Annotated in this window: 13 protein-coding genes; 3 read left to right on the top strand and 10 right to left on the bottom strand. The window is 70.8% G+C overall.

Annotated elements, in window-relative coordinates; translation table 11 throughout:
- Positions 1 to 2: 2 nt before the first annotated feature.
- The gene (gene treY / locus Q2K20_RS09745; RefSeq protein WP_119192929.1) at positions 3 to 2,453 is read left to right on the top strand and encodes a malto-oligosyltrehalose synthase; all 2,451 of its coding nucleotides are present in this window, start codon (positions 3 to 5) and stop codon (positions 2,451 to 2,453) included.
- A gap of 29 nt (positions 2,454 to 2,482) precedes the next feature.
- On the opposite strand, the gene Q2K20_RS09750 is transcribed toward treY, so the two are convergent.
- Together Q2K20_RS09750 and Q2K20_RS09755 are read right to left on the bottom strand one after the other, a co-directional pair.
- A complete protein-coding gene (locus Q2K20_RS09750; RefSeq protein ID WP_120285930.1) occupies positions 2,483 to 2,848 on the bottom strand; it encodes an RNA-binding S4 domain-containing protein in 366 nt (121 codons plus the stop codon).
- Positions 2,849 to 3,038: 190 nt separating this feature from the next.
- Positions 3,039 to 3,515 carry a hypothetical protein gene (locus tag Q2K20_RS09755; protein ID WP_269502611.1) on the bottom strand — a complete coding sequence of 159 codons (477 nt, stop codon included), beginning with the start codon at positions 3,513 to 3,515 and terminating at the stop codon, positions 3,039 to 3,041.
- 791 nt (positions 3,516 to 4,306) lie between these two features.
- Here Q2K20_RS09755 and Q2K20_RS09760 point away from each other — a divergent pair.
- Positions 4,307 to 4,999, top strand: coding sequence for a nitroreductase (locus tag Q2K20_RS09760; RefSeq protein ID WP_096905627.1), 693 nt, complete (start codon positions 4,307 to 4,309; stop codon positions 4,997 to 4,999).
- Between the two features lie 17 nt (positions 5,000 to 5,016).
- Here Q2K20_RS09760 and Q2K20_RS09765 read toward each other — a convergent pair whose 3' ends face one another.
- Positions 5,017 to 5,256: a hypothetical protein gene (locus Q2K20_RS09765; RefSeq protein ID WP_119192931.1), complete on the bottom strand. Its 240-nt coding sequence runs from the start codon at positions 5,254 to 5,256 to the stop codon at positions 5,017 to 5,019.
- A gap of 4 nt (positions 5,257 to 5,260) precedes the next feature.
- Entirely contained in the window at positions 5,261 to 5,938 is a 678-nt protein-coding gene (locus Q2K20_RS09770) for an IMPACT family protein (protein ID WP_269502608.1), read from the bottom strand.
- Positions 5,939 to 6,036: 98 nt separating this feature from the next.
- Here Q2K20_RS09770 and treZ point away from each other — a divergent pair, with 98 nt between their 5' ends.
- Positions 6,037 to 7,866 carry a malto-oligosyltrehalose trehalohydrolase gene (gene treZ, locus Q2K20_RS09775; RefSeq protein ID WP_269502606.1) on the top strand — a complete coding sequence of 610 codons (1,830 nt, stop codon included), beginning with the start codon at positions 6,037 to 6,039 and terminating at the stop codon, positions 7,864 to 7,866.
- Positions 7,867 to 7,906: 40 nt separating this feature from the next.
- Here the strand turns inward: treZ and ilvA are convergent, their stop codons facing one another.
- The 6 genes from ilvA to lspA form a co-directional block, all read right to left on the bottom strand.
- Entirely contained in the window at positions 7,907 to 9,181 is a 1,275-nt protein-coding gene (gene ilvA / locus Q2K20_RS09780) for a threonine ammonia-lyase IlvA (RefSeq protein WP_159148892.1), read from the bottom strand.
- A 43-nt stretch (positions 9,182 to 9,224) separates the two neighbouring features.
- Entirely contained in the window at positions 9,225 to 12,773 is a 3,549-nt protein-coding gene (gene dnaE, locus Q2K20_RS09785; RefSeq protein WP_119192934.1) for a DNA polymerase III subunit alpha, read from the bottom strand.
- 12 nt (positions 12,774 to 12,785) lie between these two features.
- Complete coding sequence (gene rarD / locus Q2K20_RS09790; protein ID WP_269502802.1) at positions 12,786 to 13,691, bottom strand: EamA family transporter RarD; 906 nt, start codon at positions 13,689 to 13,691, stop codon at positions 12,786 to 12,788.
- A 143-nt stretch (positions 13,692 to 13,834) separates the two neighbouring features.
- Positions 13,835 to 14,635 (bottom strand): hypothetical protein, encoded by an 801-nt coding sequence (locus tag Q2K20_RS09795; protein ID WP_269502599.1) that lies wholly within the window; start codon positions 14,633 to 14,635, stop codon positions 13,835 to 13,837.
- Positions 14,632 to 15,558, bottom strand: a complete 927-nt coding sequence (locus tag Q2K20_RS09800; RefSeq protein ID WP_120285828.1) for an RluA family pseudouridine synthase — start codon at positions 15,556 to 15,558, stop codon at positions 14,632 to 14,634. Before Q2K20_RS09800 ends, Q2K20_RS09795 begins: the two co-directional genes overlap by 4 nt.
- Entirely contained in the window at positions 15,551 to 16,237 is a 687-nt protein-coding gene (gene lspA, locus Q2K20_RS09805; protein WP_269502595.1) for a signal peptidase II, read from the bottom strand. The genes Q2K20_RS09800 and lspA overlap by 8 nt, the downstream gene beginning before the upstream one ends.
- Positions 16,238 to 16,287: the final 50 nt, after the last annotated feature.

The following is a 16,287-nucleotide window of genomic DNA, read 5'->3' on the forward strand; positions in this document are numbered from 1 at the left end:
GCATGGCCGCCGAGGACGAGACAGGGACCGGGGCCGGGCCGAGCCGGGGCGCCGCGCTGGCGAGCACCTACCGCCTCCAGCTGCGCACCCCCGCCTCGGACCCCGACGGCCGAGGCTTCACCCTGGCCGACGCCGAGGAGCTCGTGCCCTACCTGGCCGACCTCGGCGTGGGCGCGGTGTACCTCTCGCCCGTCATGACCGCCACTCCCGGCTCCACCCACGGCTACGACGTCGTCGACCCCACCACCGTCTCGGCCGAACTCGGCGGGATCGACGCACTGCGCTCCCTTCGCGCGGCGTGCCGGGCCCACGAGCTGGGCCTGGTGGTGGACATCGTCCCGAACCACCTCGGTGTGGACGAGCCGGCCGCCAACCCGTGGTGGTGGGACTCGCTGAGGCGGGGCCCCGACTCGCCGCACTTCTCGTTCTTCGACTTCGACACCGAGGAGGCGAACGGGGCCGACGGCAGGATCGCGATCCCCGTCCTGGGGACACCGGACGATGTGGCGGACCTCGTCGTCGTCGCCCCCGGAGACTCCCCCTCCGGCGAGGCCGAGCTGCACTTCTACGACCACCGGTTCCCGGTGGCCCCCGGCACCGGGGACGGCACCGCCCGGGAGGTCCACGACCGCCAGCACTACCGGCTCGTCCACTGGCGCGAGCCGCTGCTGGGCTACCGGCGGTTCTTCACCGTCACCGGGCTCGCCGGGCTGCGCCAGGAGGACCCCGAGGTCTTCGAGGCCACACACGCCGAGGTGCGGCGCTGGTGCGAGGAGGACCTCGTCGACGCCATCCGCGTCGACCACCCCGACGGGCTCGCCGACCCGGTCGGGTACGCGCGACGGCTGCGGGCGCTCGCCGGCGACGACCGCGTCCTGCTGGTCGAGAAGATCCTCGCGCCCGGTACCGAATCGACCCCACCCGAGGTCCTCGAACCCGCCATGCCCGTCGACGGCACCACCGGCTACGACGCCCTGCGGTTCATCGATCAGCTGCTCGTCGACGCCTCCGGCGAGGCCCGGCTGTCCGAGCTCGCCCGGCGCTACACCGGCGACCCTGGTGACGAGGAGCAGGTGCACGCGCAGTCCGCCGAGCTCAAACGGCAGATCGTGGTGGAGGACCTGGCTCCCGAGCTCGCGAGGTTGGCGCGCGCGGTTCGTCGCGAGGTGGCGGTCGGGCTGGACGGCCCGGCGAGCGACGACGTCGACGAGGCCGCCCTCCGGGAGACGCTGATCTCCGTCGTCGCGCGCACGCCGTTCTACCGGGCCGACTACCCCGTCCTGCGCGGCACCCTGCCCACGATCCTGGGGGGACTGCGCCGCGACCGGCCCGAACTGGTGCCCGCCCTGGGGCTCGTGGCCGCAGCACTGGCCCGCGGCGGCGAGGCCTCGACCCGGCTCGCGCAGGTCACCGGCGCCGCCACCGCCAAGGCCGAGGAGGACCGGCTGTTCTACCGGCTCGCGCGACTGGTCTCGCTCAACGAGGTCGGCGGCTCGCCCGGCCGGATGGGGATGCCCGTCGAGGCGTTCCACCTCGCCATGGCCGAACGGGCCCGCTCCACCCCGCTGGCGATGACGGCGCTGAGCACCCACGACACCAAGCGCGGAGAGGACGTCCGCGCCCGGATCTCGGTGCTCTCGCAGCTCCCCGACGAGTGGGCCGACCTCGTCACGCGCGTGTTCGACGAGTTCCCGCCGCCCGCCGAGGACGCGGGCTACTTCCTCCTCCAGGTGATCGTGGGCGTCTGGCCCGAGCTGGGCGGGCCCACAGACGACCTGCGGTCGCGCCTGCACGACTACGCCGACAAGGCCCTGCGTGAGGCCGCCGTGCACACCACCTGGACCGATCAGGACGCCGACTTCGAGTCCGGTGTGCACCGGTGGATCGACACGCTGATCGACTCCGGCGGCGGGCTGCTGGGGCCGTTCGTCGAGCGCATCGCCCCGGCCGGCCGCGACAACTCGCTGGTCGCCAAGGCCGTGCAGTTGCTCGGCCCCGGCATCCCGGACGTCTACCAGGGCACGGAGGTGTGGGAGGACTCCCTCGTCGACCCGGACAACCGCCGGTTCGTGGACTACGGGCCACTGCGCTCCGGCGCCGTCGCCCGTGCGGGACACCCCAAATTCGTGCTGGTCCGCGAGCTGCTGCGGTTGCGGCGGGCGCATCCGGAGGCCCTGACCGGCGGGGCGTACGTGCCGCTGCCCGTGCAGGGGCCCGCCGCCTCGGACGTGGTGGCGTTCACCCGGTCAGTCGACGGACGGCCGGCGGTCGGCATGATCGCGCGGCGGCGTACCGCGGTGCTGCCCGCCGAGGAGTTCACCGGGACCGTGGTGCTGCTACCGCAGGGGACCTGGGCGGTCCGCCCGGCCGGGACGCCGCTCTCGGGCCGCGTCGATCTCGGCGAGCTGCTGAGTGAGTCGGCGGTCGTGGTGATCGTCCGCGAGGGCGGCTGACCGGCGGGGGCGGCTGACCGGTGGGGGCCTCAGTCGCGGCCCAGCAGTCGGTCGGTCTCGCGGCGCTCCCGCTTGGTGGGCCGCCCGGCTCCCCGCTCCCGCCGCGGCTGGGAGGCCAGGACCTCCTTGGGCGGCGGCGGGGGCGAGTGGTCGACATAGCAGGTCGCGGCCACCGGGGCACCGACCCGCTTGTTGATGGTCGTCACCACCTCGAGAATGCGGACCCGCCCCAGTGCGCCGGTGATCTGCACTCGGTCGCCGGGAACGACGGGCTTCGACGGCTGCACCGCTTCGCCGTTAACCTTGATGTGCCCGCCACGGCAGGCGGCCGCCGCCTTGGTCCGCGACGGGAACAACCGCACCGACCACGTCCACGCGTCCACCCGAACACTCATGGGGCCGAGGATAGCTGTGGCCGCCAGGGGCGCTTGAAATCCACCGATCCGTGTGCGATCCACCGACCTGTGTGCGATTCACCGCGGGAGCTCCGTCGGCGGATCGTCATCCGATCGGTGCATCACCGACCCCGCCCGTGAACCATCGTGGCGGGTGCAGACTCTTCAGGCGGGTACCGGACCCCGGGGCTCAGGCCGCGACGGGATAAAGGACCCGACGGACTTTCTCGGCCAGCAGGCGCGGCTGCTCGAGATCCGCCCACCGCCAGTGCAGGATCCGATAGCCGAGAGCGAGGAGCTCGGCATCCCGGTCCTTCTCACGGCCGAGTCGGCGCCTCACCTCTGCACTGTCCGCGCCGTCGAAGTGCTTGCCGAACCCGTCGCACTCCCCTATCACCTCGAACTCGCGCCACAGGAAGTCCACGCGGGCGATGCGGTTGCCGTGCCTGCCGATGATGTCCGCCTGGGTCTCCGGCGCCGGGAGTCCGAAGTCGGCCAGCGTCAGGCGGCTGAGCGTCTCGGCCACGCTCTCGCTCCGGCCGTCGGTCAACGCCATAGACGCCCGGGCTCTCTTGATCCCCGAACGCCCGGCCGCTTCCTCGAGCGCGCGGTCCAGAGCGGCCGGGTCGATCAGTTCCCCGTGGAGTGCCGCATCCGCGACGGCCACACCCGCATCCCGACCAACGGTCCGCGCGAGATCCATTACAGCACGCGCGGGAGCAGTGACTCGCAGGCCATCAACCCGGGTCACCTCGTCCTCGCGGAGAGCGCCGAGATGATGCTTCATCGCCCGGGTCGTGTGGGTTCGCCAGCACTGATGGTCTGCCGAGACCGCAACCTTTCCCAGAGGCAGTCCCCACGAGGGCAAGCCGTGTATGAGAGCCGCGGACGCGTGCGAGAACACCGGGGAGTCGAGCGCCGCATCCGCAGCCAACACGTTCAGCAGGTGCCGGTCCTCTTTTCGATGTCGGCGGGCTACGCCGTCCACGTGGTAACCCGGTCTGAGACGGACCAGGTCGCCTGAAGAGACCGCCCGGCTCATCCGCTGAGAGGTCATGCCGTCGGCTCGCAACCGAGAGGCCGTCAGGAGGAGGGATCGCAGTTCGCTCATGTCAGTCACGGCCCGATAATGGCCGGGCGCCGTGCTCGACATGCCGCCCCTGAGCACCCGGAGCACGCCACCTGTGGAGGGGGAAGACCCCTGTGGATATCGCGGTCGCGCATGACCGGCCCTTCGCGACAACCGCAGATCGAACGACGATCCACCGAGCGATCCCGCCTGGTGGATCGCCGACCGATCGGCGGATTGGGGCCGGCGGGATGATGGAGGGTGCGGGTGGGGCTGGCGGGGCGGCGGTGGCAGCGCTGGCGGTTACAGCCCCTGCCAAGCCTGCCCGGGGCCCGTGCGAGACTGGGATCACATCGCGCCTCGCGCCCCGCCGCCCACCTGGAGGACCCATGACCGACGCCGCCGCCACGATCGACGCCGCCGCCACGCTGGAGCAACTCCTCGACGACCGCTACAGCTGCCGGGGATTCACCTCCGAGCCGGTCCCGGAGGAGACGATCGACCGGATCTTCCGCATGGCCCAGCGCACCGCATCGTGGTGCAACTCGCAGGCCTGGCAGGTGGAGCTGGTGACGGGACGGGCCACGGCGGCGTTCGGCAAGCATCTCACCGACCATGTGCTCTCCAACGACATGCGCTCGGATTTTCCCGCCCCGGAGCGGTATGACGGTGTGTATGGCGACCGCCGCCGGGCGAGCGGCTTCGGGCTCTACTCGGCGCTCGGCATCGAGCGGTCGGACACGGACGCCCGGCTGCGTCAGATGCTGGAGAACTACCGCTTCTTCGGCGCCCCGCACGTCGCGGTGATCACCTCGGACGCGGGCCTCGGCACGTACGGGGCGGTGGACTGCGGTGGTTACGTGTCGACGTTCCTGGCGGCCGCCACGTCGCTGGGCGTCGCCACATGCGCCCAGGCAGCGATCGCTTTGTACTCGGATGCGGTCCGCGAGCACCTGCAGATCCCCGAGGACCGCCTCATCGTCTGTGGGATCGCATTCGGCTTCGCCGACGCGGACCACCCTGCCAACACGTTCCGGGCCGAGCGCGCCGACCTGTCCGACGTGGTGCGCCGCCACGGTTGATCCGGGCTCGGCTGGCGTCAGTACAGCTCGCGCTTCTGATCGGGCTTGCCGGAGATGGCCTTGCGGACCTTGTTGCCGTTGTAGATCGCCACGATGGCGGCCACGATCACCACGACGATCATCGCCTCAGCCGCGAACAGCGCGATCGGCAGCGACACGGCCGTCACGCCCAGAGCGATAGCGGTGGTGCGCGCATCCTTGCGGACCTGCTGCTTCTGCTGCTCGATCGAGTTCGGCTGGTAGGGCTGCATGCTCATGTAGTCAGGATTCCATATCCCGGCGAACTGCCGCGTTCTCGGTGGTGGCCACCCCTGCGGTCTCCCACTCGACCCCGCCGGAGGTGCGGGCGGCCAGGATCGGCCCGACCACGTCCAGTTCGCCGACGACGGTCAACCGCACGCGCCGGCCGTAGTCGACATCCATCACCCGGGCCCCGGCGGAGCGCAGCGCCCCCTCAAGGCCACCGGCCACGGAATGGTCGACCTCGGCGGTCCACGCGGGGGTGCGGGTCACCTCCGCCACGCGACCGTCCCGCCACGCGGCGTCGACCGCCTCGGACACCGCCGCCGAGTAGGCCCGCGCCAGCCCGCCGGTGCCCAGCTTGGTGCCGCCGAACCACCGGACCACGACCGCGCACACCCCGGTGAGGCCACTTCCCCGCAACACGTCCAGCATGGGGGTGCCGGCGGTGCCGGAGGGTTCACCGTCGTCGCTTGACCGCTCGATTCGGCTGGCCCCGGGAACGTCCACGATGAAGCCACTGCAGTGGTGGCGAGCCGACGGGTGCGCCGCCCGGAGTTCGGCGATCAGGGCGCGGGCGTCCTCCTCGTCGTCGCACCGTCTCAGCACGGCCACGAACCTGGAGCGTTTCTCCTCGTACTCCCCCGTCACGTCCGGTCCGGCGGTGAGCCGGAGCACGCGGGGCGGGGAGTCTGTCATGGCTCCAGTATCGCCGTCGGTCGTCGAGGGGCGCAGTTCGGCCTGCGGGTGTCGTTCGCCCCTCCCCGCGGCGGCGCGTTTTCCCTACGCTGGGCGGTGTGACCTCACCGAGCCAAGCGACCCCGCCCGACACGAGCGCGACCGCCACGACCGTCCCCGCCGGCGCCGACCCGCGCGACGAGATGTTCTCCGTCTGGGCGCCCGAGGCCCGCGCGGTGGGGTTGGTGCTGGACTCCCCCGACGCCGACCCGGTTCCGATGCGACGCGCCCCGGGCGGCTGGTGGACGTCCGGCATCCCCCGGGAGCAGGGCAGGGACTACGGATTCGTGGTGACCGGCGACGACGACGAGGTCAGCCCGCCGCGGCCCGACCCGCGGTCGCCCCGTCAGCCGAACGGGGTCCACGGGCTGTCTCGGGTACACCGCCTCGAGGAGTCCCGCTGGACGGACCAGGCGTGGACGGGACGGCAGCTGGCCGGATCGGTGATCTACGAGATGCACGTGGGCACGTTCTCGGCCGGCGGGACGCTGACCAGCGCGATCGAGCACCTCGATGAGCTGGTCGAACTGGGCGTGGACATGGTCGAGGTGATGCCGCTCAATGCGTTCAACGGCGAGTACGGCTGGGGCTACGACGGGGTGGCGTGGTTCGCGGTGCACGAGCCGTACGGCGGGCCGGACGCGTTCCAGCAGTTCGTCGACGCCTGCCACGCTCGAGGGCTCGCGGTGTGTCTGGACGTGGTCTACAACCACCTGGGGCCGTCCGGGAACTACCTGCCGGAGTTCGGGCCGTACCTGTCGGCCGCGGACGGTCCGTGGGGGTCGGGGCTCAACCTGGATGGTGAGCACTCGGGCGAGGTGCGGCGCTACATCATCGACAACGCGCTGCGCTGGTTCGACGAGTTCCACGTGGACGCGCTGCGGTTGGATGCGGTGCACGCGCTGCACGACGCCTCGGCCGTGCATCTGCTGGAGCAACTGGTGGTGGAGGTGGAGTCGCTGGCGACCCATCTCGGGCGGCCGCTCTCGCTCATCGCCGAGTCGGATCAGAACGATCCGCGGACGGTCACCGCGCGTGAGGGTGGCGGCCTCGGGCTGGACGGGCAGTGGGACGACGACGTGCACCACGCCGTCCACGCCGCCGTGTCGGGGGAACGGCAGGGCTACTACGCCGACTTCGGGTCGCTCGAGTCGCTGCGACAGGTGCTCACGGGTGCGTTCCTGCACGCGGAGACGTTCTCGACGTTCCGCGGGCGCGTGCACGGGCGGCCGCTGGATGTGAGCCGGGTGCCGGGGTCGCGGTTCGTGGCCTACACGCTGACGCACGACCAGGTGGGCAATCGCGCGGCCGGCGACCGGCCGTCGATGAACCTCACGCCCCAGCAGCAGCTGGCCAAGGCCGCCATCGTCCTCTGTTCGCCCTTCACGCCGATGCTGTTCCAGGGTGAGGAGTGGGGCGCGCGGACGCCGTTCTGCTTCTTCACCTCGCATCCCGAGCCGGAGCTGGCCGAGGCTGTGCGTGAGGGTCGGCCCCGCGAGTTCGCGGCGATGGGCTGGGATCCGGACACGGTGGCGGACCCGCAGGATCCGGAGACGTTCCGTCGCTCGGTGCTCGACCGCACGGAGCAGGCGGCCGATGAGCACGCCGAGATTCTGCGGACCTACCGGGCGCTGATCGCCCTGCGGAAGTCCGAGCCGGAGCTCAGCGACCCGTGGCTGGGCTCGGTCCGGGTGGACTGCGGCGTGGAGGCCGACGACAACCGCTGGCTCGTGGTCCACCGCGGGGCGCTGGCGCTGGTGGTGAACCTGGGCACCGAGCCGTCGCGGGTCCCGCTGGCCGGCGAGGCGGTGTTCGCCTCGGGGGCGGTCGCCGACGACGACTCGGTGTTCTGCCAGGCGTTCGGCTTCGCGGTGCTGCGGACGCGCTGAGACGACGTCACGGTGGACGCCGCCCGCGCGTGAAATCAGGTCAGGTCAGGTACTCGTACGCCGCGGTGCCCGGCTCGAGGCGCTCACAGTCGATGCGGGAGGCGTCCATGCGCTCGAGCAGCGAGTGCAGGCCGGTGGCCGAGCCCAGCTCGATGCCCACGAGCGCGGCGCCGTACTCGCGGTTGTTGCGCTTGAGGTACTCGAACTGCGTGATGTCGTCCTCGGGCCCCAGCACCTCGTCGAGGAAGCGGCGCAGCTGGCCGGGCTCCTGCGGGAACTTCACCAGGAAGTAGTGCTTGAGTCCCTTGTGGACCAGGGAGCGTTCGATGATCTCGCTGTACCGCGAGACGTCGTTGTTGCCACCGGAGACCAGGCAGACGACGGTGGCACCCTCGTCGATCTCGAGCTGCTCCAGCGCGGTCACCGCCAGTGCCCCGGCGGGCTCCGCGATGATCCCCTCGTTCTGGTACAGCTCCAGCATCTCGGTGCACACCGCGCCCTCGTCGACGGTGAGGACCTGGATCCGCTCGGTCATCGAGGAGATGACCCCGAACGGGAACTCCCCCAGCCGTGCGACGGAGGCGCCGTCCACGAAGGTGTCGACGGTGTCGAGGGTGACCGGCTCCCCCGCCTCGAGCGCCCGGGTCAGGGATGGGGCCCCGGTGGGCTCGACGGCGATGATCTTGCAGTCCGGCGCGTACTCGGCGAGGTAGGTCGCCAGCCCACCGACCAGCCCGCCACCGCCGACGGGGACCACCACGGCATCGGGCGTCTCGTCGAGCTGGGCGAGGATCTCGGCGGCGATCGTGCCCTGTCCCGCCATGGTGTCGGGGTGGTCGAACGGCGGGACCATGGTCGCCCCGGTGCGCGCGGCGTCGGCTCGGGCGGCGGTCTGGGCGGCGTCGAAGTTCGTCCCCGTCACCACGAGCTCGACCGAGTTCCGCCCGTGGGCGAGGATCCGGTCGCGCTTCTGCTTGGGCGTGTTGGTCGGCACGTAGATCCGGCCGTTGATACCCAGCACCCGGCAGGCGAAGGCGACGCCCTGGGCGTGGTTGCCGGCGCTGGCCGTCACGACGCCGGCACTGCGCTCGTCGCTGTTCAGCTGCGCCATGAGGTTGAAGGCGCCGCGGATCTTGTACGAGCGGACGTCCTGCTGGTCCTCCCGCTTGAGCAGGATGTGCGCGCCGGTCTGCTCGCTCAGCCGCTCACTGACCTGGAGGTCGGTGCACCGGACCACGTCACCGATCCGGCGGGCGGCGGCGTCGATGTCGTCGGGGGTGACGACCTGGGTCGTGGCGGAATCGGTGACGGTCACAGCCACCAGTGTCCCACCGCGCCCACGATCACCGTCAACCCGGTCAGCCCGTGAGGCAGCCGGGGCCGAGCAGCGCCTTGAGATCGCCCATCAGCGAGGACGAGGTCTCGACCCGCAGGTGGTCATCGAGCCGCAGGACGGTCGACGAACTTCCGTTGACCAACCGCAGGTGCACGTCCGACGGTCCGGGGTGCCGCCCCAGGACCTGCTTGAGCGCGGTGACGGTCTCGATGGTGCACATCCGCGTCGGCAGCGTGAGCGCCAGCGGCGCCCCGTTGCCACCGACGACCAGGTCGGGCACCTCGAGGGTGTCGCCGAACACCGAGACGCGGTCCTCACGGATGTTGATGCGCGCCTTGACCAGCACCACCGCGTCCTCGGCGATGTCCATCGCCGCGAGACGGTACGTCTTGGGGAAGAACAGCACCTCGACACTGCCGTTGAAGTCCTCGATGGTGACGATCGCCCACGGCTCGCCGTTCTTGTTGACCCGCCGGTCGACGCCGGAGATGATCCCGCCGATCGTCACGGCGGTGCCGTGCGCGAGCTCGCCCTCGTGGATGGTGGCGATGGTGGTGTCGGTCTTGGCCTCCAGGGCGGCCTCGAGCCCGTCCAGCGGGTGCCCGGACACGTACAGACCCAGCATCTCGCGTTCCAGGGCGAGCTTCTGCTTGATGTCCCATTCCTCGTCGGGGACCCGGACGGCGAAGACGTCGCCAAAGCCCGAGTCGGCCTCGGCGTCATCTCCCCCGCCGAACAGGTCGAACTGACCCACCGCCTCGGCCTTCTTGGTGGACATCACCGATTCCACCGCGTCGGCGTGGACCAGGAACAGTCCCTTGCGCGGGTGGCCGAGAGAGTCGAAGGCGCCGGCCTTGACGAGCGACTCGGTGACCTTCTTGGTGCAGGCGGTCTGGTCGATCTTGGCCAGGTAGTCCGAGAAGTCGCCGAACTCGCCCTTCGCCTCGCGGGCCGCGACGATCGAGTCGACCACCTGGGCGCCGACGTTGCGCACCGCGCCCAGTCCGAAGCGGATGTCCGTGCCCACCGACAGGAAGTTGGTCCGCGACTCGTTGACCGACGGCGGCAGGACCTTGATGCCCATCTGGCGGCAGTTGGACAGGTACAGGGCGGCCTTGTCCTTGTCGTCGCCGACGGAGGTGAGCAGCGCGGCCATGTACTCGGCCGGGTAGTTGGCCTTGAGGTAGCCGGTCCAGAAGGAGACGAGGCCGTAGCCGGCCGCGTGCGACTTGTTGAACGCGTACGAGGCGAAGGGCTCGATGGTGCCCCACAGTGCGTCGACGGCGTCCTTGGAGAAACCGCGCTCGAACATGCCGCCGGAGAACTTCTCGTACTCGGCGGCCAGCACCTCGGCCTTCTTCTTGCCCATGGCCTTACGGAAGCCGTCGGCCTCACCGGCCGTGTATCCCGCGAGTTCGCGGGAGATGGCCATGATCTGCTCCTGGTACACGATCAGGCCGTGGGTCTCGCCGAGGATCTCCCGGAGCGGTTCCTCGAGCTCGGGGTGGATGGGCACCAGTTCCTGCTTGCCGTTCTTTCGGTCGGCGTAGTTCCAGTGCGTCCCCATGCCCATCGGCCCGGGGCGGTACAGGGCGAGGGCGGCCACGATGTCGTTGAAGCCGGTGGGCTTCATCCGCTTGAGCAGCTCGCGCATGCCGCCGGAGTCGAGCTGGAACACGCCCAGCGTGTCACCGCGGGCGAGCAGCTCGTAGGTCGCGGGGTCGTCCGTGCTCAGGACGTCGAGGTCGATCTCCTCGCCCCGGTTGAGCTTGATGTTCTCCAGGCAGTCGCCGATCACCGTGAGGTTGCGCAGGCCCAGGAAGTCCATCTTGAGCAGGCCGATGTCCTCACACGACGGGTAGTCCCAGCCGGTGATGATGGCGCCGTCCTGCGCGCGCTTCCACATGGGGATCACGTCGAGCAACGGCTCGGAGGACATGATCACCGCGCAGGCGTGCACGCCGGCCTGGCGGACCATGCCCTCGAGCCCGCGGGCCGTGTCGTAGATCCGCTTGACGTCGGGGTCCGTCTCGATGAGCTGACGGACCTCGGCGGCCTCACCGAAGCGCTCGTGCTTGGAGTCGGTGATCCCGGACAGCGGGATGTCCTTGGCCATGATCGGCGGCGGCAGTGCCTTGGTGATCCGGTCGGCGATCGCGTAGCCGGGCTGGCCGAAGTTCACGCGCGCGGCGTCCTTGATGGCGGCCTTGGTCTTGATGGTGCCGAACGTGATGACCTGGGCGATCTTGTCGGCGCCCCACTTGTCGGAGGCGTAGCGGATCATCTCGCCGCGACGGCGGTCGTCGAAGTCGATATCGATATCCGGCGCCGACGGACGCTCGGGGTTGAGGAACCTCTCGAACAGCAGCCCGTGCTCGATCGGGTCGATGTTGGTGATCTTCAGCGCGTACGCGACCAGGGCGCCGGCGGCTGAGCCTCGGCCGGGTCCGACCTTGATACCGATGGAGCGGGCGTGCTCGATGAGGTCACCGACCACCAGGAAGTAGCCGGGGTAACCCTTGCCCTTGATGACCTCGAGCTCGAACGCGGCGCGGTCGAGATACTCCTGCGGGACACCGTCCGGGAACCGCCACTCCAGACCCTTCTGGACCTCCCTGGCCAGCCAGGTGTCCTCGGTCTCGCCGTCGGGGACGGGGAACTTGGGCATCCGGTCCTTGGGGGCCCAGATGTCGTCGTACGGCTGGACGCGCTCGGCGATCCACAGGGTGTTGTCGCAGCCGCCGGGGACTTCGGTGTCCCACTGGGCGCGCATCTCGTCGGCGGACTTGAGGAAGTAGCCGTCACCGTCGAACTTGAAGCGGTTCTCGTCGGCGAGGGTCTTTCCGGTCTGCACGCAGAGCATGGCCTCGTGGTAGTGGGCCTGCTCGCGGGTGACGTAGTGGCAGTCGTTGGTCACCAACGGCGGCATCCCCAGGTCCTTGCCGAGCGTGAGGAGGTCCTCGCGGACCCTGCGCTCGATGTCGATCCCGTGGTCCATCAACTCGAGGAAAAAATTGTCCTTGCCGAAGATCGACTGCCACTTCTCCGCGGCCTCGTAGGCCTCCTTCCTGTGGCCCAGGCGCAGCCGCGTCTGGATCTCACCGGAGGGGCAGCCGGAGGTCGCGATGATCCCCTCGGAGTGCTCGGCGAGGATCTCGGCGTCCATGCGCGCCCACTTGCCCAGCTGCCCCTCGTAGGAGGCCAGCGAGGACAGGCGGAAGAGGTTGCGCAGGCCGGTGGCGTTCTCGGCGACCATCGTCATGTGGGTGTACGCGCCGGAGCCCGCGACGTCGTCGCTCTTCTGGTTCTTCTCGCCCCACAGCACGCGCTTCTTGTTGAACCGCGACTCGGGGGCGACGTACGCCTCGATCCCGATGATCGGCTTGATGCCGGTCTTGACGGCCTGCTTGTAGAAGTCCGACGAGCCGTACATGTTGCCGTGGTCGGTCATCCCGACCGCCGGCATGCCGAGCCGGGAGGCCTCCGCGAACAGCGGGTCGATCTGCGCCATCCCGTCGAGCATCGAGAACTCGGTGTGATTGTGCAGATGCACGAACTGGGATCCGCCCACGCAGCATTCCTCCTACGACTCGTCCGGCCCAGTGTAGGTCGCATCCCCGACAGTCCCCGAAACCCCAGCGCGGGCCGAGCGTGGCTGCCTGCCGGCCAGCGTGAACGCGATCACCGCGACCCAGATGAGCGCGAACCCGACCCACTGCACGGCGTCCAGCCGCTCGCCCACGACGAGCAGTCCCCAGGCCATCTGCAACACCGGCACGATGTACTGCAGCATCCCCACGGTCGCCAACGGGATGCGCTGCGCGGCCACGGCGAACAGCAACAGCGGCACCACGGTGACGAGCCCGGCGGTGGCCAGCAACACCGAATGCCCGGCGCCCTCCGTGGTGAACGTGCCCGCGCCGGTCGCACCCAGCCACAGCAGCAGGGCCAGCGCGAACGGGGCGATCACCAGCACCTCGCCCGTCATCCCGATCACCGGGTCAACGCGCAGCTTCTTCTTGAGCACGCCGTACATGCCGAAGCTCATCGCGAGGATCACCGAGAGGTACGGGAAGTGGCCGTATCCGGCGGTGAGGACCCCGACGGCGACGACGGCGAGGGCCACCGCGAGCCACTGTGGGCGATTGAGTCGTTCGCGGAACAACAGGACGCCCAGCAGGACACTGACCAGCGGGTTGATCGTGTACCCGAGGGCGGCCTCGGTGACGCGCTCGGAGTTGACCGCATACACGTACACGCCCCAATTGGCGGTGATGAAGACGGCGGCCCCGCCGACCCGGGCCCACGAGACGCGGTCGATGGCCCACAGGTCGCGCCAGCGCCGCAGCACTGTGAGCACGACGGCCATGACGACGAGCGACCACACGATCCGGTGGCCGACGATCTCGACGGCGCCGGCGGGCTCGAGCAGCGGGAAGAACGCGGGGAAGAACCCCCAGAGGGTGTACGCGGCGATGCCGGCGACCATCCCGCCGGCCACCGACTTCTCGCTGTTGCTCACCCGCCGGCTCGGCCCCTCGCTGCTCACCGGCGCAACCCTAGCCAGGCCCCGGATCGGCCCCGCATGTCGAGCCCTTTCGGGGGTGGGTGCCGTCGGTGGGCGCGCGGGGCTCAGGCGGCCGGGACCGGGCCGTCATCCGGCAGCGGGAAGGCCGCGTCGACCTGCTGCGGCTGCAGCGGCCGGACGGCGAAGCGTTCCCATACCGCGTCCGGCGGCAGGGCCTCGACCGCGCGGACCCACGGTTGGTCGGCCACCGCGCGCAACTGCTCGGTGGTGCCGCGGGCGAGCAACCCGATGATCGCCGGCTCTCCGGCACGGATCCGCGAGACGGTGAGGGCGGCGGTGGCGGCGGCCCGCCCGGCGTCGGGCGGCTGTGGCACCCCGGGCCCGGTCGGCGGTCCGGCCTCGAGCCGCCGGGTCACCTGTTCGAGACCGCGGTGGAAGACGGGCTCGCGGCCCGACTCCCCCGCCACCGGCTCGGCCAGGGTCACCCCGGTGACGGGCATGGCGACCCCGTCGACCGGCACCTGCACGTACAGCCCCGAGACGCGCGGCAGTTCCCGGACCACGCCGACCGCCTCGGGGACCGTCCACGCCCAGCCTGCGGTCACGAGGGCCCAGCGACGGGCGTCGGGGTCGGAGGCGAGGGCCTCGTCGTCGTCGTGGTCGTCGTCGTCATCTCCGCCGGAACCCCGTGCGGCATCTCCCCCGCCGCCCGCGGTGACCAGTGAGTCGGCCGCGCGGGCGAGGTAGTCGTCGACGCGTTCGCCGTCCTCGGGTCCCAGGGCGTCGGTCATGACGCCGGGGCTCCGGGGCGGGTCGGTGCGCAGCGCGGTGAGGATCGCGACCAACGCCACCACGATCACGACCCCCACGCCGGCGATCTTCAGCACCCGCGCGGCGAGGGTCATGCCGAGCGCAGGACGTCGATCGCGTGCTGGAGATCGTCGGGGTAGGTGCTGGTGAAGTCGACGCGCGAGCCGGTGCCCGGGTGCTCGAAGCCCAGCCCCACCGCGTGCAGCCACTGCCGCTCGAGGCCGAGCCGCCTGGCCAGGACCGGGTCGGCGCCGTAGGTGAGGTCGCCCGCGCACGGGTGGTGCAGCGCGGAGAAGTGCACGCGGATCTGGTGGGTGCGGCCGGTCTCGAGCTTGACCTCGACGAGCGTCGCGGCCTGGTGCGCCTCGAGGGTGTCGTAGTGGGTGATCGAGTGCTTGCCGTCGGAGGTGACGGCGAAGCGCCAGTCCGACGAGGTGTGCCGGCCGATCGGCGCATCGATGGTCCCCGACAGCGGATCGGGGTGGCCCTGCACCAGCGCGTGGTAGGTCTTGTCGACGGTCCGGTCGCGGAACGCCCGCTTGAGCAGCGTGTACGCCCGTTCGGACGCCGCGACCACCATCAGTCCGGACGTGCCGACGTCCAGGCGGTGGACGATCCCCTTGCGCTCCGGCGGGCCGGAGGTGGAGATGCGGTACCCGGCGGCGGCCAGGCCGCCGATCACCGTGGGGCCGGTCCAGCCGACGGACGCGTGCGCGGCGACACCGACCGGTTTGTCGACGACGACGATGTCCGCGTCCGAGTACAGGACCGCCATCCCCTCGACCGGCTCGGCGACCACGGCGGGCTCGGCCCGCGGTTCGGGCATCTCGACCTCGATCCAGGACATCCCGGTGAGCTTGTCGGACTTGCCCACGGTGTGCCCGTCGAGCAGGACCTTGCCCTCGCCGGCCAGGTCGGCGACCGCGGTCCGCGAGATGCCCAGGAGGCGGGAGACACCGGCGTCGACGCGCATGCCGTCGAGCCCGTCGGGGACGGGGAAGGTGCGGACCTCACCCATCGGCGGGGTCCTTCTCGTGGGCGGGGGCGGCGGGGTCGGCAGGGGCCTTCTTGTCGCCGGCGAGCGCCTCGGACACCCGCGAGCCGTCGAAGTCGACGTTGCGGAACACGGCCACGGCCACGACGATCACGCCCGTGACCAGGCTGGCGTCGGCCACGTTGAACACGGGCCACCAGCCGACGGCCATGTAGTCCACGACGTGGCCCTGCAGGATGCCGGGCGCGCGGAAGTAGCGGTCCACCAGGTTTCCGGCGGCGCCGCCCAGGATCAGTCCGAGGCCCCACGCCCACCACCGGGAGTGGACCCTGCGGGAGAACCACAGCAGGCCGGCCACCACGACCGTGGCGACGATGCTCAACACCACCGTGAACTCGGTGCCCATGGAGAACGCGGCGCCCGGGTTGCGCAGCAGGACCAGACGAACCGTGTCGCCGATGAGCTCGATGGGCCTCGAGTCCTCCAGGTTCGCCACGGCCAGGACCTTGGCGATCTGGTCTGCGGCGACGATCAGCGCGGCGATCACCAGCATGACCACCGGCCCGCCCCGGAAGTAGTGGGGCGCACGGTTGTGAGGCGCGGGGTCGTGGGGCGCGGTGCTCGCGGGTGAGTCACCCTGTGGCGCCGCGCTGCCGGGCGTGGGCCCCGACGCGTCGGGCGGCGTCCCGTTGGTCTCCGTCATGGGCTCCAGTATCCCTGATCCGGCCGCGGGCCCGACGGCGCCGGGTGGGC

Origin of the sequence: Dietzia sp. IN118, assembly GCF_032905965.1 — a bacterium.
In the GTDB taxonomy this organism is placed as follows: Bacteria; Actinomycetota; Actinomycetes; order Mycobacteriales; family Mycobacteriaceae; genus Dietzia; species Dietzia kunjamensis.

Coding starts and splice junctions, on each gene's coding strand:
- Q2K20_RS09760 (WP_096905627.1), top strand. CDS start 4,307: ATGACCGACGCCGCCGCCACGATCGACGCCGCCGCCACGCTGGAGCAA.
- Q2K20_RS09765 (WP_119192931.1), bottom strand. CDS start 5,256: ATGAGCATGCAGCCCTACCAGCCGAACTCGATCGAGCAGCAGAAGCAG.
- rarD (WP_269502802.1), bottom strand. CDS start 13,691: ATGGTCGCCGGCATCGCCGCGTACACCCTCTGGGGGTTCTTCCCCGCG.
- treY (WP_119192929.1), top strand. CDS start 3: ATGGCCGCCGAGGACGAGACAGGGACCGGGGCCGGGCCGAGCCGGGGC.
- Q2K20_RS09750 (WP_120285930.1), bottom strand. CDS start 2,848: ATGAGTGTTCGGGTGGACGCGTGGACGTGGTCGGTGCGGTTGTTCCCG.
- Q2K20_RS09800 (WP_120285828.1), bottom strand. CDS start 15,558: ATGGGTGAGGTCCGCACCTTCCCCGTCCCCGACGGGCTCGACGGCATG.
- lspA (WP_269502595.1), bottom strand. CDS start 16,237: ATGACGGAGACCAACGGGACGCCGCCCGACGCGTCGGGGCCCACGCCC.
- Q2K20_RS09795 (WP_269502599.1), bottom strand. CDS start 14,635: ATGACCCTCGCCGCGCGGGTGCTGAAGATCGCCGGCGTGGGGGTCGTG.
- Q2K20_RS09770 (WP_269502608.1), bottom strand. CDS start 5,938: ATGACAGACTCCCCGCCCCGCGTGCTCCGGCTCACCGCCGGACCGGAC.